Raw genomic sequence first — 21,735 nt, forward strand, 5'->3', positions numbered from 1 at the left:
GCGATAGCGGTGTGTCAGTTACATATTCATGTTCTGACACACCGCTATCGCGAGCAGGCTCACTCCTACAAGGTTTTGCAGTGTTCTTCAGTTCGAAGTCTTGGCCATCTGCCGATCCGTCGCCCGCCAGATCAGCCGCGTGGTGTCATACCCTTGCTGACGCGCCTTGCTCAGCAAGTCCTCGCGCACCACTCCGTTGACGGTCGGTGTACGCGACAGCAGCCACATGTACTTGCGACTCGGGTCGCCGACGATGGCGGTCTTGTAGTCGTCGCTGACGTACAACACCCAGTATTCACCTTTGGCCACGCCCGGCAGCAGGCGCGAGAACCAGTTGTCGAACTCGACCCACAACTTGTCGGTCTTGCCCGGCACTTGCGGATAAGCCGTGCCCTTGGCCTCTTCCCATTGCCAGTCCGGGGTCAGGCAGCGGTTGAGCACCGCGACGTTGCCGTCAGGCTTGAGGGAGTAATGCGCTTCGGATTGCGCGCAGTTGCGCTGGAAGTACATCGGCAGACGCGCCAACTCGTACCAGGTGCCTTGATAACGCTTGAGATTGACGCTGTTGACGGTCTTCGGTGCCAACGAGTCGACGCCGGAAGTGGCGCAGCCAGCCAAAACCAGGCCGGCAAAAAGAACTAACAATAACCGCTTCATTTTTTTCTCCGTGGGCGCGACGCCCCGGTTTACTTCAGGCCTTGGCCGGAAAACATCAGCACTTTGTCACCGGCGTACTGCACGCTGATAAAGCTGTTCTTGTCGCCCCAGGTGCAACTTGACATGCCGAGCGCGCCCGAGCAATCAGTCGGTTTGCCCAGCAGGGTCTCGACTTCGGCCTTGGCCATGCCGGCCGAGAGCTTCGAGTAGTTTTCCTGATTGACCTTGCTGCATGCGGCCAGCAGCACGCAAAAGCACAGAAGGGCGAGAGATCGCAGCGACATGGTGTAACTCCTGGAGCGGAAGGGGGCTGGCATGGTGCCAACCAGAAGCTTAGAAGAGAAAACCCTCCTCTGGTTCCCTGACGAGATGGCTATTTGTTCATCCGCCCGTCCGGCATTTATCGGTTAAATCAGACACTTTGTAGGGCTATAGAGCATTTCGTCGATTTTCCGCCAGCACGCCTAATCTTTAGCGCGCGCCGGTCGAAATAAGAGCAGCGGAACGCTAGGGAATATGGCAAATTGCCGCCCTTTCCTGACCAGCCCTTGCTCGGTAGTTCATTCGATGACCAGAAACCTGAAATTCAGCCATAAAATCTTGTTGGCTGCCGCCCTTGTGGTGGCCGTTGCGTTCGCCTGTTTCATTCTGTTCAACGACTATCGCCAACGTCAGGCCCTGAGCAGCAGTACCGAAGCGACCATGCAGGAACTGGGCAGCCTGACCACCAGCAACATCCAGACCTGGCTGGAAAGCCGCATCCAGTTGCTGCAATCGTTATCCCAGCAAGTGGCGGTTGACGGCAACGCGCCGGCCAGCCTCAAACGCATCATCGACCTGCCCGCCTACACCGGCAATTTTCAGCTCAGCTACTTTGGCGGCGCGGACGGCGTGATGTTCTCGATACCGGCCGGCAATCGCGCGCCGGATTACGACCCGCGCGCCCGCGGCTGGTACAAAGCGGCCAACTCCGCGCAACAGACCATCGTCACCGAACCGTACATTGCCGCCTCCTCGGGCAAGCTGGTGATTACCGTGGCCACGCCGGTGCAACGCCAGGGCCAGATGCTCGGCGTCGCCGGCGCAGATATCGATCTGACCAGCGTCAGCGCAATCATCAACTCGCTGAACTTCGGCGGTCACGGCCATGCGTTCATCGTCAGCGCCGAGGGCAAGATCCTCATCCACCCGGACAACAAACTGGTGCTCAAGACCCTCGCCGAGGCCTATCCAAATGGCGCGCCGAAGGTCAGCCCGGGCCTGAAAGAAGTCGAATTCGACGGCAAGACCCAGTTGATCTCGTTTACCCGCGTCAATGGCGTGCCGTCGGCTGACTGGTACGTGGCGCTAGTGCTCGACAAAGACACCGCGTTCGCCATGCTCAGCGAATTCCGCACGTCGGCGTTGATCGCCATGGCCATTGCCGTGGTCATCATTCTGGCGTTGCTGGGTATGCTGATTCGCGTGTTGATGCAACCGCTGCTGACCATGGGCCGCGCCATGCACGATATTGCCGAAGGTGAAGGCGACCTGACCAAGCGTCTGGTGATTCACGGCAACGATGAATTCGGCGCGCTGGGCACCTCGTTCAACCGCTTCGTCGAGCGTATTCACACCTCGATCCGCGAAGTGTCCTCGGCCACCGGCCAAGTCAACGAAGTCGCCCTGCGCGTGGTCGCCGCGTCGAATTCGTCGATGTACAACTCCGACCAGCAAGCCACCCGCACCAACAGCGTCGCCGCCGCGATCAACCAGCTCGGCGCCGCCGCCCAGGAAATCGCCCAGAACGCCGCCCTCGCCTCGCAGCACTCCAGTGATGCGCGCGGCCTCGCCGTCGAAGGCCAGCAAGTGGTGGATAAAACCATCCACGCCATGCAGCAGCTGTCGGCGAAGATCAGCGATTCCTGCGGCAACATCGAAACCCTCAACAACAACACGGTGAACATCGGCCAGATTCTCGAAGTGATCACCAGCATTTCCCAGCAAACCAACCTGCTCGCCCTCAACGCGGCGATCGAAGCGGCGCGCGCCGGTGAGGCCGGTCGGGGTTTCGCCGTGGTCGCCGACGAAGTGCGCAACCTCGCCCACCGCACTCAGGATTCGGCGCAGCAAGTGCAGAAGATGATCGAAGAACTGCAAGTCGGCGCGCGTCAGGCGGTGAGCATCATGACCGAGAGCCAGCGCGAGAGCGAAAGCAGCGTCGGCATCGCCAACCAGGCCGGCGAACGCCTCGGCAGTGTGACCCAGCGTATCGGCGAGATCGACGGCATGAACCAGTCGGTCGCCACCGCGACTGAAGAGCAAACGGCAGTGGTCGAGTCGATCAATGTGGATATCAGCGAGATCAACACGCTGAATCAGGAAGGGGTGGAAAACCTGCAGGCGACCTTGCGCGCGTGTTCGGACCTGGAGCAGCAGGCGGCGCGCCTCAAACATTTGGTGGGTAGTTTCAGGATCTGAAGATCAAGAGCATACCCCCTCACCCCAACCCTCTCCCCCTGTATGTACCGGAGACATGGTAGACACATGTTCGGAGACATGGTGGACGGTTTAGATCTTCTTACCTGCCGTCACGATCTGCAAGTTCAAGTCGATTCGGGCGATACGATGTCTACTCCAGTAGACATCGTGGATGCCGTCTTCCATCGTTTCCCGGATAGCAACTGATCTCCCGTGAAACGCCTTTCCGACCGCGTATTCACGATTCCCCCAGTAAATCTCGCCCTTCGCCTGAACCTTCCTGACCACATCACCCTCGTCGTACTCCGGGGCCGCAGGTTGCTCCTGATATTCCCGTGAGCTGCTGCTGTAACGAGTAGCGGGAACCTGCATGTCCAGCGCTTGATGCGGGCGCTTCTGGTTGTATATATCACGCCAGATATCAAACGCCCGTTGCGCGTCGTTGAGATCGATAAAGTGCCGGTCTCGCAGGACTTCATTTTTCAGGCTGCGGTGGAAGCGTTCCAGCTTTCCTTGGGTTTGCGGATGATAAGGACGAGAGTGGCCGACCTTGATGCCTTGGCTCATCAGCCAGACCTCCAGCGCGGTATAAACGCCCGTCTGGTCACCCCAGGGCGAACCGTTGTCCATCGTCATGCGCAAAGGCAGGCCATGACGCTGAAAGACCCGGATTAGATGCTCCTGGACGGTTTCACGCTGCTCATTGATGCATGCCGCGATGCACAGCGAAAACCGTGAATGATCGTCCAATATCGTCAACGGATGGCAACGCCCCCGAGCCAGGCTGATATGCCCCTTGAAGTCCATCTGCCAAAGATCATTGGGCGCTTCATGCTCGAACCGGATAAACGGTTTGATCTCAGCGGCCTTTGGATCAATGCGCGAATGACGCTGCAAAACCGCATGCACAGTACTGACAGAAGGCATCACTGCGCCGCTGTTTTCCAGCACGCGCTTGAGCTTGCGAGCGCCCCAAGCCGCGTACTCCTGACTCGCGGTCAGAATCTGCTGCTCAACCTCATCAGCGCAGCGTTTGGGTGATGTTTTGGGTCGTCGAGACTGATTGATCAATCCCTCTGCACCTGAGGTTTCAAACCTCTTGAGCCATTTGTAGGCAGTGTTTGGGCTGATATTGAATCGGCGGCAAAGCTGCCGAACATTGGCTCCTTCTTTCCGAGCCAAAAGTACAAATTCTGTACGAAGCTGCACGGTGGACACCTCTTCCCAAGACACAGGCCATCTCCTTCGCGATGAGCAATGTGTCTATTTAAAAGTGTCCACCATGTCTCCGAACATGTGTCTACCATGTGTCCGGTACATACACCCCCAAGGGGGCGAGGGGGAAAGGGAGCAGATCTTCATGCTGTGCAAACCTGAGTTCGACTCGAAGTTTGCAGGTCGATGTATCAAGTCCAGACAACTCGGTCAGTCCCCTCTCCCTCCGGGAGAGGGTTAGGGTGAGGGAAAGCCTTTAAAACCGCGACCCAGGCTCAGAAAGAAACACCAATTCCTCAGCCGTAGATTCCCGCCCCAACATCGCATTGCGATGCGGAAACCGGCCAAACCGGGCGATCACCTTGCGATGCCGCTCGGCGTAATCCAGATTATCGGCGAACACCGCCCGCTCATCCTCAGGCTGTTCCGCCACCAGTTCGATGAATCGCGACACCGCTTCGTTCTGCACTGCGAGGTTTTCGCAGTGTTCGAATACCAGATAAATGAACACACGCTGGATCGGTTTCAGCTGCCGATCAAAATCCGCCGCAATGCCTTGGGCGACGAGTTTCTGCGCGCGTAAATCACCGGAGTAGGCTTTGGGGGTGTTGCGATGGATCATGCGCGGCAGTTGATCGAGTAAAAGCACTACCGCCAGCCAACCTTCGGGACATTGCGTCCACTCGGTCAATTCGCCGGCCAGGGCCTGATCGACAAAGACCCCGAAACGCGTCTGCGCTTCGAGGTCCTGGCTGGCTCGCTTGCCGAACCACAACTTGCCCTTGTCAGCCGCTACTGCGTCGGGTGATTCGGCGTGTCCGAACCACCAGTCAAGCAACGGCTGCCAGGGCGCAGTCACGGTTATTCCTTGTGGTAAGCCGTGGCGCGCGCGACTTCTTCTTTCGAGCCGAGGAATACCGCTACACGCTGGTGCAGGCCTTCAGGCTGAATGTCGAGGATGCGCTGGTGACCATCGGTGGACGCGCCGCCCGCTTGTTCGACGAGGAACGACATCGGGTTGGCTTCGTACATCAGGCGCAGCTTACCCGGCTTGGACGGCTCACGGCTGTCGCGCGGGTACATGAACAGACCGCCACGGGTGAGGATGCGGTGCACGTCAGCAACCATCGCTGCGACCCAACGCATGTTGTAGTTCTTTTTCAGCGGACCTTCTTCACCGGCCAGCAACTCGCCGACGTAGCGCTGTACCGGGGCTTCCCAGTGACGCTGGTTGGACATGTTGATGGCGAATTCCTGAGTGGTTTCAGGAATGGTGATGTCTTCGTGGGTCAGTACGAAGCTGCCCATTTCGCGGTCGAGGGTGAAACCTTTGACGCCGTCGCCCAGGGTCAGCACCAGCATGGTCTGCGGACCGTAGATCGCGTAACCGGCGGCCACTTGTTGAGTGCCAGGTTGCAGGAAGGCCTTTTCGTTCAGCGGCTCGTTCTGGCTGAGGTATTCGTTCGGGCAACGCAGTACCGAAAAAATGGTGCCGACCGGAGCGTTGATGTCGATGTTCGACGAACCGTCCAGTGGGTCGAATACCAGCAGGTAGGCGCCTTTCGGGTATTTACCTGGAATCTGGTAGGCATTGTCCATTTCTTCGGATGCCATGCCTGCCAGGTGACCGCCCCATTCGTTGGCTTCGAGCAGGATCTCGTTCGACAGCACGTCGAGCTTCTTCTGCACTTCGCCCTGGACGTTTTCAGTGCCCATGCTGCCCAGAACACCACCGAGGGCGCCTTTGGACACGGCGTGGCTGATTTCCTTGCAGGCACGCGCCACCACTTCGATCAAAAAGCGCAGATCGGCAGGAGTGTTGTTGCTGCGGGTCTGCTCAATCAAATAGCGACTCAAGGTAACGCGGGACATGGACGGCTCCGGTGGAATGGGGGGCTAAAAACCCGCGCAGTTTACAGGGAGTCTGAAAACCTAGCGAGCGAAGACGCCCGCTAACGTGCGTCGGGCGTATTTGCCTGCATCAGACGTGATTGTCGGTGGAGAGTTCAGGTGGTGGATTTCAGCGTAGACCGGTTCGGGACTATTGGTGCCTGGCTGATGCGGCAGTTTGAAGATTTTTGTAGGCTGGAAGACCGCTATCGCGAGCAGGCTCACTCCTACAAGAACCGCATTCCACATGAAGAAATGCGGTCACTTGTGGGAGCGAGCCTGCTCACGAATGGTGCGCGGCGCCAGCCCTTCTCAGTTGTTGGCGGACGGCTTGCGCAACAGGCTGAACGCCATCGCACCCAGAAACACCACGCTCAACAGCAATACCGCCCACAGTCCGATCTTCTTCCAGTTGGTCCCGGCCACCGCCGCCGTGGTCGCCGTCGAGGTCTGCGTCACCACGGTTTCGCTCTGCACAGAGGCCTTGCCCAGCGTCGCCAGCATCTGCGGTTTGAAATCCGGAATCAGCGTGGTCAACGGCAGGTTCGCCGTTTTCACCGTGGCATTGCCCAAGGCGAGACTGTACGGCCCATCGCCCCGGGCGAGGAAAATCACCTGCGTGGCGCGCACTGCGTATTTCAGATCCGGCGCCTGCTCACCCAGCCCGCCGCCGCGCTCATCCACGGTCAGCTTCAATTGCTGCACGGTCTGCCCGGCGAGAGGGATTTCGTTCTGCACCACGTCCTGATTGTTCTGGATCAGGCGATACAACAAGCCACTGCTCAGCATCTGCCACGGCAAACTGCTCTCGCGGCGGCCAGCCAACGTGACCGGCGCCAGACTGTTCGGCTGCTTCAGTTCGACCTGCACGCGCTCGACATTCAGCCCCATCGGCAACTGCCAGGTGTATTCCCCGGCCTTGGTGCTGCTGCCGGCCACGGTTTGCGACCAGACCAACGGCAGCGGTAAATGACGCGGGTCGCTGCTCTTCAGTTGCGCCGAAGTAAGGATTGGCGCTGAACCCGGCGACTCCCAGAGCAGGCGCACATACCGCGCGGTCAGCCCCGGCAGGGTCACTTCGTGCTGTTCGATGCGCTCATCGGAGAACGTCAGCCGAGCAACCTGGCCTTCGCCCCATGCCTGCCAATGTTGCAGGTCGTCGCTGGCTTCGATGCTGAAACGCTGGAAGCCGTCGCGCTCGCTGGTCCAGTCGAGGACCAGTTGCTGCAAGGGTGCCTTGATCGCGCTGGCATCGAGCAGCCAGCCACGCAGCACTTCTTCCCCGGCTTCCAGCTGACTGGACGGCTGCACTTCGACCAGCGTGCCGCTGGTGGTCGATTGCACGCGCACGTTTGGTGCGCGCTCGCCGGCATCTGCGGCGTTGTACAGCGGGAACCATTTGACGTCGTGCAACTGACCGTCATCGCGGGTCTGCGCGGATTCGCGGGCCAGCGCGTAAGCCTGCGGTTCACCGGCAGCGTTGAACACGCGCAAGTCGCCGAGGTCAGTCTGGCGTGCCTGCAGTTGCACGCTAAGCGGCAATTCGAGGCGATACCACGGGCCGTTGCCGCTGACCGACAGCGGCACCTGCGTGGCGAAGTCCGCAGGTTTTTCCTGGGCGCCGGCAGCCAACACCACGCCCAACGCCAACCAACCCAGATTCAGCATGCGACTCAAGAGACAACTCCTTCGGTTTCCGTGGCGGGCTTGTCCGCCGCCGGTTCGGCTTCAACGCGCTTGGGCGGCAACGGGGCAAAATAGCCCACCACCAGCAGCAACACGCCGACGCCGATAAACGAGACGATCCGGGCGAGGCCGCCACGGTTGCTCAGTTCGACAAAAATCAGTTTTGCCACCACCAGCGCAATCAGCGCCGCGCCGATCAGCCACACTTCGCGCCGATGGCGCAGATGACCGCCGATCATCAGCCCCAGCGCCATCAGCGTCCAGACGATCGACAAGCCGGCCTGCACCAGCATCGAGGCGAGCAGCGTGTCCAGTTCGAAGGGGATGCCGGCCCAATGATGCGCGGCGCGGGTCACCAGCGCCGTGCAGAAGGCAAACAGCGAAACCCCGGCGATCAGTTGTGTGGCGGTGTCGGCGTAGTCCCGGCGTATCGACAGTTGTGCCACCGCACTGCGCGACCACACATAAACGCCGAACAAGGCAAACAGCAGCCCCAGCTCCAGAGGGTTGAGCAGCGGCACATAAGGCAGCGGTTCGGCGTTGCCATCGCTGACACCGTTGGCCAGCCAGAACCACGCCAGCATCAACACGGCCAGCGGCGCAGCGGCGTACAAGCGGTACTCGCGGGCAAATGCCGATACCGGCCATGGCCAGGCGCGCGGTGCCGCCGCCAGCAACAGATAGACACTCGGTAGAATCGCCCAGCCCAGCCAGCGCCAAGCGTTGTACTGCTCGGACAACAGCAGCAGACCGTAACGCAACTCCAGCGCCAGCACGCCGATCAGCAGCCAGCAACCGAGTACATGCGCGGTACTTGAAGCGCGTGCCGGAAGCATCGGCGCGAGGCGGCGCAGGCTGAAGAAATGCACGGCGAATACCAGCATCCAGGCCAGCCAGCCGAAGTCGGCCGCCGGGTGATAACGCGACTGCCATGCGCCGAGCAATACCAGCGCTGCCGCCGGCATCAGCAAGGTGCAAAGCAAGCCCAGCGCCGGCCATTTCAGCCGCAGTGACGCCAACGTCCACAGCGCCACGCTGAGCGCCGCCACCAACAGCAGTAAAGTGACTTGCAGATTGGCCGGTGCAAAGCGCAGCACTTCACTGATCCACGCCAGCGCCCACCAAGCGGCGCCCCATACCAGCAACACTTCGGAAAGGCGCTGCAAACTCAACACGTCAAACGCCGAAGCGTGGTTGCCCAATTGCAAGCGCCACGCACCGATCATCGCCGCCAACCCCAGCACCAGCGGCGTCCAGAAGCCACCATGGGCCAGCGGTTTCAAGCCTTCGCTGGACAACGGACCCAGTAGCTCCGGGCCAGCGAACAAAAATGCTGCGCCGCCGATCACCTGCAACAGCAGACCGAACACGAAGCTGACGCGCTGCTGCAGATACAGGCTCAGCCAGATAATCAGCAGACCACTGGCCGCCCACACCGCGCTCGCGGTTTGCCACGGCAGGACAAACAGCACGGCCAGATTGATCAACACCAGGCCGGCCAACAGCACCACGGACAGGCCGCGCAGCAGACGCACGTCGCTGCGTACCATGTCATCGCGTGCCGCCAGCAACATGCCGGCGATCAGTGCCAGACCGATCAGCGATGCGCTGAGCAATCCGCTCCAGCCCGCGCTGAACACTGCTGACGAATCCTCGCCCGCGCCTTGCAGGCGTAACAGGAACAACGCGCCACCGAGCAATTGCACCGCGAACGCGCTGAACAGGAACGTGCGCGATTGTATGCGCAGACCGACCCACAACGTCGCCAGTCCGGCCAGCGCCCAACTGATCGCCGTGCCCTGTATGAAGAAGAACAGCGGCGCCAGCAGGTACATGAATGTCAGGCCCAGGCTCGCCAGCACTGGCAACGCCTGGCGCTCCCACGGCGCGGTCTGCTCCACTACTGTTTTGCGCAATTGGTAGAAGCTGAACAGCAGCGCACCGCCGAGCATCAACGCGCCCAATGGAGAACCGTCGAGCAAACTGTTTTCGCCAAAACGCAATTCGTTCAGGAAGGCCAACGCCGAACCCAATTGCAGCAACAGCGCAAAGGCCCGCGCGAACGGTCGATGCTGGCGCAGGCCAAGCCAGAAAATCCCCGCCCCTTCCACCGCCCATGCCGCTGACGTCCAGCGCGCATCGAGCCCCAACGGAATCGCCAGGCTGGCAAAAATCACCCCGAGCGCCAGACAGGTTTCGCCCAGCAACACTGCGCGCCCACCCATCAATACTTTGGCCAGTCCCATATAGAGCATGCCCAGCGCCAAGGCACTGAACGCCGCCGCAAATTCCAGGTGCTGGGCGATGGCGAACTGCAAACCGAAACCAATGATCGGCGGGCCGAACAACATCGTGCCGTCGACGTAATCGCCCTTGCGCGCCGACCAGCGCAACAACGCCTCGCGATCGGCGTCCGCCGGGGTATCGCTCAGGTCGAGCAGCTTGCGTCGGGCAAACAGCAAGCCGATGGCCAGGTACATCAGGAAAAACAGAATCAGGAACAGCTCGGTGCTCCACAACAGCTCCGGAACATAGTAACGTAGCCCCCAGGCGAAACCGATGCCGAAGGTGCCCACGAAGCCGATTAGATTGAGCAGGCGCCAGGCCTTGAACCAGGCAATCGCCAGAATGCCGGCGTTGAGCAGGGCGAAATAACTGAACAGCGCGACGTGATTGCCTTCCCCCGTTGAGGTCAGGATCGGCGCAGCAAAACCGCCCAAGGCTGCCGCAGCGGCCAGCCCCAGCGCATCCTGGGTGATTGCCAGAATGGCCGAGAACACCGTCACCGCCACCAGCAGGCCCAGCGCGGCGGAAGGATCGAGCAGCGGATGCAAGCGCATCGCCGCGAACACCGTCAGGTACAGCACCGCGATCCCGGTACCCTGCAGCATCAACGCATAGTGTGTGTTGCGCCGGCGCAGCCACCAGCCCAGCGCAAGCAGGCCCAACGCGGCAGCCGCAACCCCGGCGTAACGCAACTCGATCGGCACCACCATGCCTTCGGTGGCGTAACGCAGCAAAAACGCCAGACCGAAAAACAGCAGCACCACGCCCACGCGCAGCACTGTGTTGCCACCGAACAGCCAGTTGCGTGCCGCACTGATGCCACGCTCAATCAGGTTCGGCCCACGGGGTTCGGCAGGAATGTGCGGTTCACGAGGGGCCGGTTCGGCGCGCCAGACATCGTCCGGCAGCGGCTGGCTGGTTTCACGGTTGGCGGCGGTGATCGGCTCGAGTTCGGGCGGCAGCTCCCAGATAAGTTCAGGCGCCGCGGCTTGCTCGAAGACTTCGACAGACTCGGCGACAGGCTCAGCGACGGGCGCAGGAGACGGCGGTGGCGCAGCATGAAGCGGCGCGCCTTCGAGCAGAAACAGCCGCTGCTCGACGCCTTGCAAGGCGACTTCCGCTTGCTCGAGTTGCTGCTGTTGCGCAGCCGTCAACTTACCGAGCCGCGCGATGCGCATCGTCTGCGCAATCGCCAGCCCGAGCAGCGCGCCCAACAGCGCAGCGCTGAACGACTCGTCGAGCAGTCCACCGAGCATCAGCCCGATCAACATGAACATCCATTGCATGGTCGATATCCCTAAGCAGCCCCGGGGCGGGGCGAGTCCGGCGATGGCTTCAGTCTAGGCACAAACCCCGTGGGAGCGAGCTCGCTCGCGAAAGCGCTTTGTCAGTCAACATTTCTGTTTAATGTGACAACGCTATCGCGAGCAGGCTCGCCCCCCACAGGGCATGGGTGGTGACTGATGCATCCGGTAACCGGCGCTCAGTATATCGATCCGGCCCAACAAACGTTGGGCCTTGCGCAAATTTGTTGCGGAAAGTTACTCCAGCGCTTTCCAGATATCGGTGGCGTACTCGCGAATGGTCCGGTCAGACGAGAACCAGCCCATGCGCGCCGTGTTCAGCACTGCCGAACGCCACCAGTTATTGGAATCGTGCCAGTGCGCTTCCACGCGCTTCTGCGCTTCCCAGTACGAATCGAAATCGGCGCAGACCAGGAAACGGTCGTAGTCGATCAACGAATCGATCAGCCCGGTGTAACGCGAGGTGTCGTCGGGCGAGAACACACCGCTGCGGATCGCTTGCAGCACATCGTTCAGACGATGCGACGCGGCGATGTCCGGCAAGGCGCTGAACTCGTGGTTCTGTTTGCGCGCTTCAACCTGCTGCGCACTGAGGCCGAAGATAAACATGTGCTCGGCACCGATGCGCTCGGCCATCTCCACGTTGGCACCGTCGAGGGTGCCGATGGTCAACGCGCCGTTGAGACCGAACTTCATGTTGCTGGTGCCCGACGCCTCGAAACCGGCGGTGGAGATCTGCTCGGACAAGTCCGCCGCCGGAATGATGCTCTCCGCCAGGCTGACATTGTAGTTAGGCAGGAACACCACCTTGAGCAAGCCGCGCACCGTCGGGTCGTTGTTGACCACCCGGGCGATGTCGTTGGTCAGTTTGATGATCAGTTTGGCCTGGTGATAACTCGCTGCGGCCTTGCCGGCGAAGATTTTCACCCGTGGCACCCAGTCGACTTCCGGCTCGGCACGAATCGCTTGATATAGCGCGACGGTGTGCAACAGGTTGAGCAACTGGCGCTTGTATTCGTGGATGCGTTTGACCTGCACATCGAACATCGCCGCCGGGTTGACGGCAATGCCCAGACGCTCGTGAATCAGGTAGGCCAAGGCCTTTTTGCTGTGCAGGCGTTGTTCGGCAAAAGCTTTGCGGAACGCGGTTTTCTCAGCGAACGGCTCCAGTTCGAGCAGACGTTCTTCGGGATGGTCGAGTATCTCCGGACCCACAGCATCGACCAGCATCGACGTCAGCTCGGCGTTGGCCTGGAACAGCCAGCGGCGGAAGGTAATGCCGTTGGTCTTGTTGTTGATCCGCTCCGGGTAGAGTTTGTGCAATTCGGCGAATACGGTTTTGCGCATCAGTTGCGTGTGCAGCCCGGACACGCCGTTGACGCTGTGCGAGCCGAGGAACGCGAGGTTGCCCATGCGCACGCGGCGGCCGTTGTCTTCTTCGATCAGCGACACCGCGCGCAGCACGTCGAAATCGTGAATGCCCTTGGCCCGCAGCGAGTCGATGTGCTGGGCGTTGATCAGATAAATGATCTGCATGTGCCGCGGCAGCATGCGCTCCATCAGGCCGACCGGCCAGGTTTCCAGCGCCTCGGGCAGCAAGGTGTGGTTGGTGTACGACAGCGTGTCGACCGTTACCTGCCATGCCGCATCCCACGCCACGTCGTAGACGTCGACCAATTGACGCATCAGTTCGGCGACGGCAATCGACGGGTGGGTGTCATTGAGCTGGATCGCCGCATGATCACCAAGCGTCAGCACCGAGGTGTGCATGTTGCGGTGACGGCGCAGCAGATCCTGCAGCGACGCGGCGACGAAGAAGTATTCCTGACGCAGGCGAAGTTCCTGGCCTGCTTCGGTGCTGTCCGCCGGGTAGAGCACGCGCGAAATACTTTCGGCGCGAGCTACTTCGGCCACGGCACCGAGGTGGTCACCGGCGTTGAAACGCTCCAGATGCAACTCTTCCATCGCCCGCGCACGCCACAAGCGCAAGGTGTTGACGCTGGCGCCGCGCCAGCCGACCACCGGGGTGTCATAAGCAATTGCGCGCACGGTTTCCGCCGGCGACCAGACCTGGCGGGTTTTGCCATTGGCGTCGGTGACGGTTTCGACGCTGCCGCCAAAGCCGATCGGGTACACCACTTCCGGCCGCTCGAATTCCCACGGGTTGCCGAAATCCAGCCAGTGTTCGGTCTGCTCTTGTTGCCAGCCATCGACAATCGCCTGACGGAACAAGCCGTGCTCATAACGAATGCCATAGCCGTGCCCGGCAATGCCGAGGGTCGACATGCTTTCCATGAAGCACGCCGCCAGACGTCCGAGGCCGCCGTTGCCGAGCGCTGCGTCGGGCTCCAGCAAACGGATGCGCTCCAGATCGACGCCCAGTTCGGTCAAGGCCTCACGGGCGACGTCGAGCAGACCAAGGTTGCTCAGGCTGTCGTAGAGCAAGCGGCCGATGAGGAATTCCAGCGAGAGGTAATACACCCGCTTCTGACCTTTGCGGTAGATCTGCCGGGTGTGGTCCATCCAGTGTTCGACCATGTGATCACGCGCCGCCAGGGCGATGGCTTCGAACCAGTCATGGTCAAAGGCGTGATCGGGATCCTTGCCCACTGCATAGGTGAGTTTGGTCAGGACGGCGTCGCGGAATGCGGCCACCTCTGCTTCGCGAACTAGTGGTTCTTGAGTCATCAATAGGACCTCGAGCGAGCGGGGAATTGTCTGAGCCTAGACGGTCTGACCGACGGTAACGGCTCTGGTTCGGCTGTATTTCCGGAGACTGTGAGGTAGTCCGGCATAACCTTGGCGGATGAACCAATGAATGCAGGGGCCGTGCCGAGTTGCCCGGCAAAGTGCCGGCATCAAGAAAAATCTGGCGAAAGGTTGTTCAAAAATCCACCGGTCCCGGTATGATCGCGCGCCCTGATGCATACACCTCTGGTAACTCCCGATGATGAAACCCAACCTGATCGCCGCCGCCGAGATCGATCGTCTCGATACGTGGGCCAAATATTCGGCGCCGATGTGCGGCTCGTGCATGTCCAGCTGCTGCACGCTGCCGGTTGAGGTGAAGATCAAGGATCTGGTGCGCATCGGTGTGGTCGACGAGTTCGAACTGGGCGATCCGCCGAAGAACATCGCCAAGCGTTTGCAAAAGGAAGGCCTGGTTGAGCGTTTCAATCAGAAGTCGGGAATCTTCACCCTCCAGCGCATGAGCAACAACGATTGCTATTACCTGGATCGTAAGAGCCGCCTGTGCACCATTTATGACAAGCGCCCGGACACCTGCCGCAACCACCCGAAAATCGGCCCGCGGCCGGGGTATTGCGCTTATAAGCCGAAGGAAGTGGTGCGCGAACAGAATTTCCGCGCGATCGAGAAGTTTTAAACGCTTACCCTCACCCCAGCCCTCTCCCGAGGGAGAGGGAGCCGACCGAGGTGCCTTGCGTTCTCCATCTACCTGAAATACCCGGTCGATTGTGGATTCGCTGCAGCACGGACGGGCCGGCGTATCCCTTGAGCATCCCCAATCAGTCCCCTATCCCTCTGGGAGAGGGCTAGGGTGAGGGGCTTTTGATCTTCAAGGCCCAACCTGCATTTCCTCCAGACAAACAAAAACGCCCCCGGTCTCGCGACCGGGGGCGTTTTTTCAAGCGCGGGCTAAATTACGCCTTGGCTTTCTTGGCAGCGCGGGTACGCTCGCTTTCGTCGAGGATCTTCTTGCGAAGACGGATCGACTTAGGCGTGACTTCGCACAGCTCGTCTTCCTGGATGTATTCCAGAGCCTGTTCCAGGGTGAACTTCACCGGTGGAACCAGAGCGATGGTTTCGTCTTTACCCGAAGCACGCATGTTGTCGAGCTTCTTGCCCTTGGTTGGGTTTACACCCAGGTCGTTGTCGCGGCTGTTCTGACCAACGATCTGACCGTTGTAGATCTCCTGGCCGTGTTCTACGAACAGCTTGCCACGAGCCTGCAGGGTTTCCAGCGAGTAGGTCAGTGCCTTGCCGGTTTCAACCGAAACCAGAACGCCGTTCTGACGGCCGGACATATGGCCCGACTTGACGGTGTCGTAGCGGTCGAAGATCGAGGTCAGGATGCCAGCACCGTTGGTCAGGGTCAGGAACTGGTTACGGAAACCGATCAGACCGCGAGCAGGGATGTTGTATTCCAGGCGAACACGGCCCTTGCCATCCGGCACCATGTTGCTCAGGTCGCCCTTACGCAGGCCCATCTCTTCCATGACCTTGCCCTGGGATTCTTCAGGGATGTCGATGGTCACGTTTTCGAACGGTTCCTGCTTCACGCCGTCAACTTCACGGATGATCACTTCAGGACGGCCCAGGGCCAGCTCGAAGCCTTCGCGACGCATGGTTTCGATCAGTACCGAGAGGTGCAGCTCACCACGGCCGGAAACCTTGAACTTGTCAGCCGAGTCGCCTTCTTCAACGCGCAGTGCAACGTTGTACAGCAGCTCTTTGTCCAGACGGTCCTTGATGTTACGGGACGTCACGAACTTGCCTTCTTTACCGCAGAATGGCGAGTCGTTTACCTGGAAGGTCATCGAAACGGTTGGCTCGTCGACGGTCAGCGGCTTCATCGCCTCGACGGTGTCCGGGTGGCACAGGGTGTCGGAGATGAACAGCGAGTCCATACCGCTGATGCAGACGATGTCGCCTGCCGCAGCTTCTTCAACGTCAACGCGGTGCAGACCGTGGTGACCCATCAGTTTCAGGATACGGCCGTTACGGCGCTTGCCGTCGGCACCGATCGCCACAACCGGAGTGTTCGGCTTGACGCGACCGCGAGCGATACGGCCAACACCGATAACACCCAGGAAGCTGTTGTAGTCCAGAGCGGAGATCTGCATCTGGAACGGACCGTCACGGTCAACGGCCGGAGGCGGAACGTGATCGACGACTGCCTGGTACAGCGCAGTCATGTCTTCGCCCATGGCGGTGTGGTCCAGACCGGCAATACCGTTCAGGGCCGAAGCGTAAACAACCTGGAAGTCCAGTTGTTCTTCGGTCGCACCGAGGTTGTCGAACAGGTCGAAGATCTGGTCCAGAACCCAGTCCGGACGCGCGCCTGGACGGTCAACCTTGTTGATCACCACGATTGGACGCAGGCCGGCTTCGAAAGCCTTCTTGGTCACGAAACGGGTTTGCGGCATAGGGCCGTCTTGAGCGTCAACCAGCAGCAGAACGGAGTCGACCATCGACATTACGCGTTCAACTTCGCCGCCGAAGTCGGCGTGGCCCGGGGTGTCCACGATGTTGATGTGGTAGCCGTTCCAGTTGATGGCGGTGTTCTTCGCCAGAATGGTAATACCGCGCTCTTTTTCCTGGTCGTTGGAGTCCATCACGCGCTCGTCGTTGAGCTCGTTGCGCTCCAGGGTGCCGGATTGACGCAGGAGTTTGTCTACCAGGGTGGTCTTACCGTGGTCAACGTGGGCAATGATGGCGATGTTGCGTAGATTTTCGATCACTTGTGTATCTCGATCAGAGGATTCGGTTTGCTGACAAGTCTTGGCAGCGATTAGCAGTAGTGTCCGGCATGGCCGTTACAGCTTGACGGCGGTGTCGGGGGGCCGGTGACGCAGGCCACAGGCAAACAGCCCCGGGCACTTAGCTCGGTCGATAAACGCGCACATTGGCATGCCCCTCACTGAGCAAATGGTGAGCATGCAGGCGACTCATCACGCCTTTGTCGCAATACAGCAGGTACTGGCGAGTCGGATCCAGCTCCTTGAAACGAGCGTTCACTGCATAGAACGGCATCGTCTGTACTTCTACGCCAGCGAGTTCCAGCGGCTCATCCTCGGCGGCATCCGGGTGACGGATGTCGATCACGATCTGGCCGGCCAGTGCTTCGCTGACTTCTTCAATCTGTACGTCCTGGCCCAGTTCGTCGATTACCCGATCGATTGGCACCAGTTTGGCATTGGCGAGCGCACGCTCGAGCACCGCCATGTCGAATTGCTGCTCTTCGTGCTCAACCCGACCGCGTTTGGCGGCCGTTTTCGGGTTGACCGAAATGACCCCGCAGTATTCCGGCATGTGCCGGGCGAAATCGGCGGTGCCGATCTCGTTCGCGGTGTCGATGATGTCTTGTTTGTGCGCCACGATCAGTGGGCGCAGGACCAGCTTGTCGGTCACGCAGTCGATCACCGACAGGTTCGGCAGCGTCTGGCTCGATACCTGGGAGATCGCTTCGCCGGTGACCAGCGCATCAATGTGCAGGCGCTCGGCGATGTTCGACGCCGCGCGCAACATCATACGCTTCAAAACCACGCCCATATGACTGTTATCGACTTTGCCGAGAATTTCGCCGAGGACTTCCTCGAACGGAACACTGACAAATAGCACGCGTTGCGAGCTGCCGTACTTCTTCCAGATGAAATGCGCGACTTCCATCACGCCCAATTCGTGGGCACGACCGCCCAGGTTGAAGAAGCAGAAGTGCGTCATCAGGCCACGACGCAGGATCTGGTAGGCCGCCACGGTCGAGTCGAAGCCGCCGGACATCAACACCAGCGTCTGCTCCAGCGCACCGAGCGGGTAGCCGCCAATGCCGTTGTGCTGGCTGTGGATGACGAACAACCGTTTGTCGCGAACTTCGATGCGGACTTCGATTTCCGGCGCTTTCAGGTCGATTCCGGCCGCACCGCACTCGCGACGCAGCTTGCTGCCGACGTATTTTTCGACGTCCATCGAACTGAACGTATGCTTGCCGGCGCGCTTGCAGCGCACCGAAAAAATCTTCCCGGCCAGGGCCGCGCCGTAATGCTGTTTGCACTTCTCGGTGATGTCGTCGAAGTCGCCCAGCGGGTACTCGTCGATCTGCAGAAAATGCGCGATACCCGGCATGCAAGTCAGGCGCTCGCCCATCTCTTTCAAGGCTTTGGGGTCGGTAACGCGGGTTTCCAGCTCGAGATTGTCCCACACGCCGTTCACCACCACTGCCGGGTCCAGGTCGCGGAGCACGGTGCGGATGTTCTTGGCCAACTGGCGGATGAACTTCGTCCGGACAGGTCGGCTTTTGATGGTGATCTCGGGGAAGACTTTTACGATTAGTTTCATGAAAACAGCGCGCGCACGGCCAGCCGAAAAAGGGGGGCGCGGATTATAGCGGAAATTGCTCAAGGTTTAACCAGTTAATATGCAGAACGTTTTGCATGCACCAAAACGGGTCGTTTTCGATTTGCACCGCCACATTAAAGGGCGATATTTTCGCAATCAGGCCGCTTGAAGCCTTTATAAGCATGAAATTGGGGCAAAAAACCCATGCTGGGGCACTGGCATGCAATTTGCTCCCTTGTGAGGCAGGTTGCCTTGGCAGAGTATTCGCGCCGGCATCACCCAACTTTAAGGGCATCCACTACTAGCCCTAAGCCACCCGGAGGACAGTATGTCGAAGACGGTTCAACTCATCAAAGATCATGACGTCAAATGGATTGATCTGCGCTTCACGGACACCAAAGGCACTCAGCACCACGTGACCATGCCGGCTCGCGATGCGCTGGATGACGACTTCTTCGAAGTCGGCAAGATGTTCGACGGTTCCTCCATCGCTGGCTGGAAAGGCATCGAAGCCTCCGACATGATCCTGATGCCGGTTGACGAAACTGCCGTTCTCGACCCGTTCACCGAAGACGCTACCCTGATCCTGGTGTGCGACATCATCGAACCTTCGAGCATGCAAGGCTACGACCGCGACCCACGTGCGATCGCCAAGCGCGCCGAAGAACACCTGAAAGCCACCGGTATCGGTGACACCGTATTCGCCGGTCCAGAGCCTGAGTTCTTCATTTTTGACTCGGTGAAATTCAAGTCGGACATCTCCGGTTCGATGTTCAAGATCTACTCCGAGCAAGGTTCGTGGATGTCCGACCAGGACGTCGAAGGTGGCAACAAAGGTCACCGTCCAGGCGTCAAGGGTGGCTATTTCCCGGTTCCGCCATTCGACCACGACCACGAAATCCGTACCTCCATGTGCAACGCACTGGAAGAAATGGGCCTGACCGTTGAAGTTCACCACCACGAAGTGGCGACTGCCGGCCAGAACGAAATCGGCGTCAAGTTCAACACCCTGGTGAAGAAAGCCGACGAAACCCAGACCCTGAAGTACGTTGTCCACAACGTTGCTGACGCTTACGGCCGCACCGCGACCTTCATGCCGAAGCCACTGTACGGCGACAACGGTTCGGGCATGCACGTACACATGTCGATCTGGAAAGACGGCAAGAACACCTTCGCCGGTGAAGGCTATGCCGGCCTGTCCGATACCGCCCTGTACTTCATCGGCGGCATCATCAAGCACGGTAAGGCTCTGAACGGCTTCACCAACCCGGCCACCAACTCGTACAAGCGTCTGGTACCAGGCTTCGAAGCGCCGGTCATGCTGGCCTACTCGGCTCGCAACCGTTCCGCTTCGATCCGCATTCCTTACGTGTCGAGCCCGAAAGCCCGCCGTATCGAAGCACGCTTCCCGGATCCGGCTGCCAACCCGTACCTGGCTTTCGCAGCACTGCTGATGGCCGGTCTGGACGGTATCCAGAACAAGATCCACCCAGGCGATGCCGCCGACAAGAACCTGTACGACCTGCCGCCTGAAGAGGCGAAAGAGATCCCACAGGTTTGTGGCAGCCTGAAGGAAGCACTGGAAGAGCTGGACAAGGGCCGCGCGTTCCTGACCAAGGGCGGCGTATTCTCCGACGACTTCATCGACGCTTACATCGCGCTGAAATCGGAAGAAGAAATCAAGGTTCGCACCTTCGTACACCCACTGGAATATGAGCTGTACTACAGCTGCTGATCCGGTAGCGCTGCGTAACGCGGCGTGACAAAAAGAGGCCTCCTTCGGGAGGCCTTTTTTATTGCCTCGATTTTGCGGCCAACCACGTCCCCTGTAGGAGTGAGCCTGCTCGCGATGGCGGCGTGTCAGTCGCCAATTTTCTTGATGATCCACCGCGATCGCGAGCAGGCTCACTCCTACAGGGATTTGTGGTGTTTGAATGATCTTTGGATGTGTCGCAAGTTGGGCCAACCGCCCCACCTGTCCTATGCTGCTACCCATCGCTTTCAATCCCGGTCGAGTTCATGGGTCGCATCTTTCTCTACATTCTGCTGCTGATCGCCCTGCCCGCCGCTGCGCAGATCTACAAATACACCGACGCCAACGGCAACACGGTCTACAGCGATCATTCGCCGGACGGCGTGAAGGCGCAGCCGGTTGAGCTGCCGCCGTTGAACCGTGTCGAGCCGCAAGCGCCAGGTACGCCGCCCCTGCCAGAGGCCGAGACGCCACAGCCTCCGCGCAATGCCTACGAAATCCTTGAACTGGCCGGCCTGCCCACGGAAGAAGCCTTGCGCGCCAACAACGGCACCTTCACCGTCAATGTGCTGATCAAGCCGCGCCTGCAGTCGCCGCATCAATTAAGACTGGTACTCGACGACGAACCCTACGGCCAACCGAGCAACGTGCCGAGCCTGCAACTGGTCAATGTCGACCGTGGCGAGCATCGTCTCGCGGTGCAGGTGATCGACGGCCAGACCATCATTCAGCAAAGCCCACCCGCGGTCTTCACCGTGCAGCGGGTGCACCGCCCATGAAAGGTGTGGTCCTGATCCTTTGCCTGCTCGCCCTGCCCGCTTCGGCGGAGGTGTTCACCTATATCGATGCCCACGGCAATCGCGTCTACACCGACCAACCGCGCGGCAACGCCAAGCGTGTGCCGATCGCCACCAGCAATCGTATGCCTGCCACCCCGACCGGCTCTGCACCGAGCCGCCAAACCAGGAACGCCACGCCGCAGCCACCGTTTCATTACGACATGCTGCGCGTTCTGGTGCCCGAGCCCGATGCGACCATCCGCAGCAGTGCCGGGGAACTGATTGTCAGCATCACCAGCGAGCCGGCCCTTCAAGAAGGTCACCGCTACCGCTTGTTGCTGGACGGCCAGCCCACTGGCGAGCCCGGCCTGAGCCCGGTCTTCCCGCTGAGCAATATCGATCGCGGCAGCCACCACCTGTCGGCAGAAATTCTCGACGCTGACGGGCGCACCGTCGAACGCACCGCCAACCAACCCTTCCACATGCTGCGCATCTCCCTGGCACAGAAACGCCAAGTCAAACCCTGTACCAAAGACGATTACGGCGTGCGGCCGGAATGCCCGCTGAAAGACAAACCTGAAGAACCGAAAAACCCCTTCCTGCGCTTCTTCTGACGCTACCGAGCGAA

Annotated in this window: 15 protein-coding genes and 1 pseudogene; 6 read left to right on the forward strand and 10 right to left on the reverse strand. The window is 60.0% G+C overall.

Annotated features, from left to right (window positions below):
* Nucleotides 1-87: 87 nt before the first annotated feature.
* Nucleotides 88-657 (reverse strand): lipocalin family protein, encoded by a 570-nt coding sequence (locus BLU24_RS26755; RefSeq protein ID WP_093105890.1) that lies wholly within the window; start codon nucleotides 655-657, stop codon nucleotides 88-90.
* A gap of 29 nt (nucleotides 658-686) precedes the next feature.
* Nucleotides 687-941, reverse strand: a complete 255-nt coding sequence (locus tag BLU24_RS26760; protein ID WP_093105895.1) for a hypothetical protein — start codon at nucleotides 939-941, stop codon at nucleotides 687-689.
* Nucleotides 942-1,359: 418 nt separating this feature from the next.
* Here BLU24_RS26760 and BLU24_RS28335 point away from each other — a divergent pair.
* Nucleotides 1,360-2,211: pseudogene (locus BLU24_RS28335) on the forward strand (cache domain-containing protein); the annotation flags it as partial.
* 141 nt (nucleotides 2,212-2,352) lie between these two features.
* On the forward strand, nucleotides 2,353-3,117 hold the full coding sequence (locus BLU24_RS28340) for a methyl-accepting chemotaxis protein (RefSeq protein ID WP_442965792.1): 765 nt from the start codon (nucleotides 2,353-2,355) through the stop codon (nucleotides 3,115-3,117).
* Nucleotides 3,118-3,207: 90 nt separating this feature from the next.
* Here BLU24_RS28340 and BLU24_RS26770 read toward each other — a convergent pair whose 3' ends face one another.
* The 6 genes from BLU24_RS26770 to BLU24_RS26795 all read right to left on the reverse strand — a co-directional run bounded on the left by BLU24_RS26770 (nucleotide 3,208) and on the right by BLU24_RS26795 (nucleotide 14,186).
* On the reverse strand, nucleotides 3,208-4,350 hold the full coding sequence (locus BLU24_RS26770) for an IS481 family transposase (protein WP_093103282.1): 1,143 nt from the start codon (nucleotides 4,348-4,350) through the stop codon (nucleotides 3,208-3,210).
* A gap of 238 nt (nucleotides 4,351-4,588) precedes the next feature.
* Entirely contained in the window at nucleotides 4,589-5,191 is a 603-nt protein-coding gene (locus tag BLU24_RS26775) for a DUF924 family protein (protein WP_093105905.1), read from the reverse strand.
* 2 nt (nucleotides 5,192-5,193) lie between these two features.
* The gene (locus tag BLU24_RS26780; protein ID WP_039756611.1) at nucleotides 5,194-6,204 is read right to left on the reverse strand and encodes a class 1 fructose-bisphosphatase; all 1,011 of its coding nucleotides are present in this window, start codon (nucleotides 6,202-6,204) and stop codon (nucleotides 5,194-5,196) included.
* A 330-nt stretch (nucleotides 6,205-6,534) separates the two neighbouring features.
* Complete coding sequence (locus BLU24_RS26785) at nucleotides 6,535-7,899, reverse strand: DUF3999 domain-containing protein (protein WP_093105910.1); 1,365 nt, start codon at nucleotides 7,897-7,899, stop codon at nucleotides 6,535-6,537.
* On the reverse strand, nucleotides 7,896-11,480 hold the full coding sequence (locus BLU24_RS26790) for a DUF2339 domain-containing protein (protein ID WP_093105915.1): 3,585 nt from the start codon (nucleotides 11,478-11,480) through the stop codon (nucleotides 7,896-7,898). The genes BLU24_RS26785 and BLU24_RS26790 overlap by 4 nt, the downstream gene beginning before the upstream one ends.
* A gap of 255 nt (nucleotides 11,481-11,735) precedes the next feature.
* Complete coding sequence (locus BLU24_RS26795; RefSeq protein ID WP_090280262.1) at nucleotides 11,736-14,186, reverse strand: glycogen/starch/alpha-glucan phosphorylase; 2,451 nt, start codon at nucleotides 14,184-14,186, stop codon at nucleotides 11,736-11,738.
* 259 nt (nucleotides 14,187-14,445) lie between these two features.
* Between BLU24_RS26795 and BLU24_RS26800 the strand changes: the two genes are divergently transcribed.
* Nucleotides 14,446-14,883, forward strand: coding sequence for a YkgJ family cysteine cluster protein (locus tag BLU24_RS26800; protein WP_065615414.1), 438 nt, complete (start codon nucleotides 14,446-14,448; stop codon nucleotides 14,881-14,883).
* Nucleotides 14,884-15,160: 277 nt separating this feature from the next.
* Here the strand turns inward: BLU24_RS26800 and typA are convergent, their stop codons facing one another.
* A complete protein-coding gene (gene typA, locus BLU24_RS26805; RefSeq protein WP_090280259.1) occupies nucleotides 15,161-16,981 on the reverse strand; it encodes a translational GTPase TypA in 1,821 nt (606 codons plus the stop codon).
* Between the two features lie 139 nt (nucleotides 16,982-17,120).
* The gene (thiI, locus tag BLU24_RS26810) at nucleotides 17,121-18,575 is read right to left on the reverse strand and encodes a tRNA uracil 4-sulfurtransferase ThiI (protein ID WP_093105919.1); all 1,455 of its coding nucleotides are present in this window, start codon (nucleotides 18,573-18,575) and stop codon (nucleotides 17,121-17,123) included.
* A gap of 328 nt (nucleotides 18,576-18,903) precedes the next feature.
* On the opposite strand from thiI, the gene glnA reads away from it, so the two are divergent.
* From glnA to BLU24_RS26830, 3 genes are all read left to right on the forward strand, one after another.
* Complete coding sequence (gene glnA, locus BLU24_RS26820) at nucleotides 18,904-20,310, forward strand: type I glutamate--ammonia ligase (protein WP_090280253.1); 1,407 nt, start codon at nucleotides 18,904-18,906, stop codon at nucleotides 20,308-20,310.
* Between the two features lie 284 nt (nucleotides 20,311-20,594).
* Nucleotides 20,595-21,107, forward strand: a complete 513-nt coding sequence (locus BLU24_RS26825; protein WP_093105924.1) for a DUF4124 domain-containing protein — start codon at nucleotides 20,595-20,597, stop codon at nucleotides 21,105-21,107.
* Nucleotides 21,104-21,721, forward strand: coding sequence for a DUF4124 domain-containing protein (locus BLU24_RS26830; protein ID WP_093105928.1), 618 nt, complete (start codon nucleotides 21,104-21,106; stop codon nucleotides 21,719-21,721). Before BLU24_RS26825 ends, BLU24_RS26830 begins: the two co-directional genes overlap by 4 nt.
* Nucleotides 21,722-21,735: the final 14 nt, after the last annotated feature.

The organism is Pseudomonas sp. Z003-0.4C(8344-21) (genome assembly GCF_900104975.1).
GTDB lineage: Bacteria > Pseudomonadota > Gammaproteobacteria > Pseudomonadales > Pseudomonadaceae > Aquipseudomonas > Aquipseudomonas granadensis.

Excerpts from the sequence above, each read along its gene's own strand:
- BLU24_RS26755 (WP_093105890.1), bottom strand. The coding sequence starts at position 657 with ATGAAGCGGTTATTGTTAGTTCTTTTTGCCGGCCTGGTTTTGGCTGGC.
- BLU24_RS26760 (WP_093105895.1), bottom strand. The coding sequence starts at position 941 with ATGTCGCTGCGATCTCTCGCCCTTCTGTGCTTTTGCGTGCTGCTGGCC.
- BLU24_RS28340 (WP_442965792.1), top strand. The coding sequence starts at position 2,353 with ATGTACAACTCCGACCAGCAAGCCACCCGCACCAACAGCGTCGCCGCC.
- BLU24_RS26780 (WP_039756611.1), bottom strand. The coding sequence starts at position 6,204 with ATGTCCCGCGTTACCTTGAGTCGCTATTTGATTGAGCAGACCCGCAGC.
- BLU24_RS26790 (WP_093105915.1), bottom strand. The coding sequence starts at position 11,480 with ATGCAATGGATGTTCATGTTGATCGGGCTGATGCTCGGTGGACTGCTC.
- BLU24_RS26795 (WP_090280262.1), bottom strand. The coding sequence starts at position 14,186 with ATGACTCAAGAACCACTAGTTCGCGAAGCAGAGGTGGCCGCATTCCGC.
- BLU24_RS26800 (WP_065615414.1), top strand. The coding sequence starts at position 14,446 with ATGATGAAACCCAACCTGATCGCCGCCGCCGAGATCGATCGTCTCGAT.
- thiI (WP_093105919.1), bottom strand. The coding sequence starts at position 18,575 with ATGAAACTAATCGTAAAAGTCTTCCCCGAGATCACCATCAAAAGCCGA.
- glnA (WP_090280253.1), top strand. The coding sequence starts at position 18,904 with ATGTCGAAGACGGTTCAACTCATCAAAGATCATGACGTCAAATGGATT.
- BLU24_RS26825 (WP_093105924.1), top strand. The coding sequence starts at position 20,595 with ATGGGTCGCATCTTTCTCTACATTCTGCTGCTGATCGCCCTGCCCGCC.
- BLU24_RS26830 (WP_093105928.1), top strand. The coding sequence starts at position 21,104 with ATGAAAGGTGTGGTCCTGATCCTTTGCCTGCTCGCCCTGCCCGCTTCG.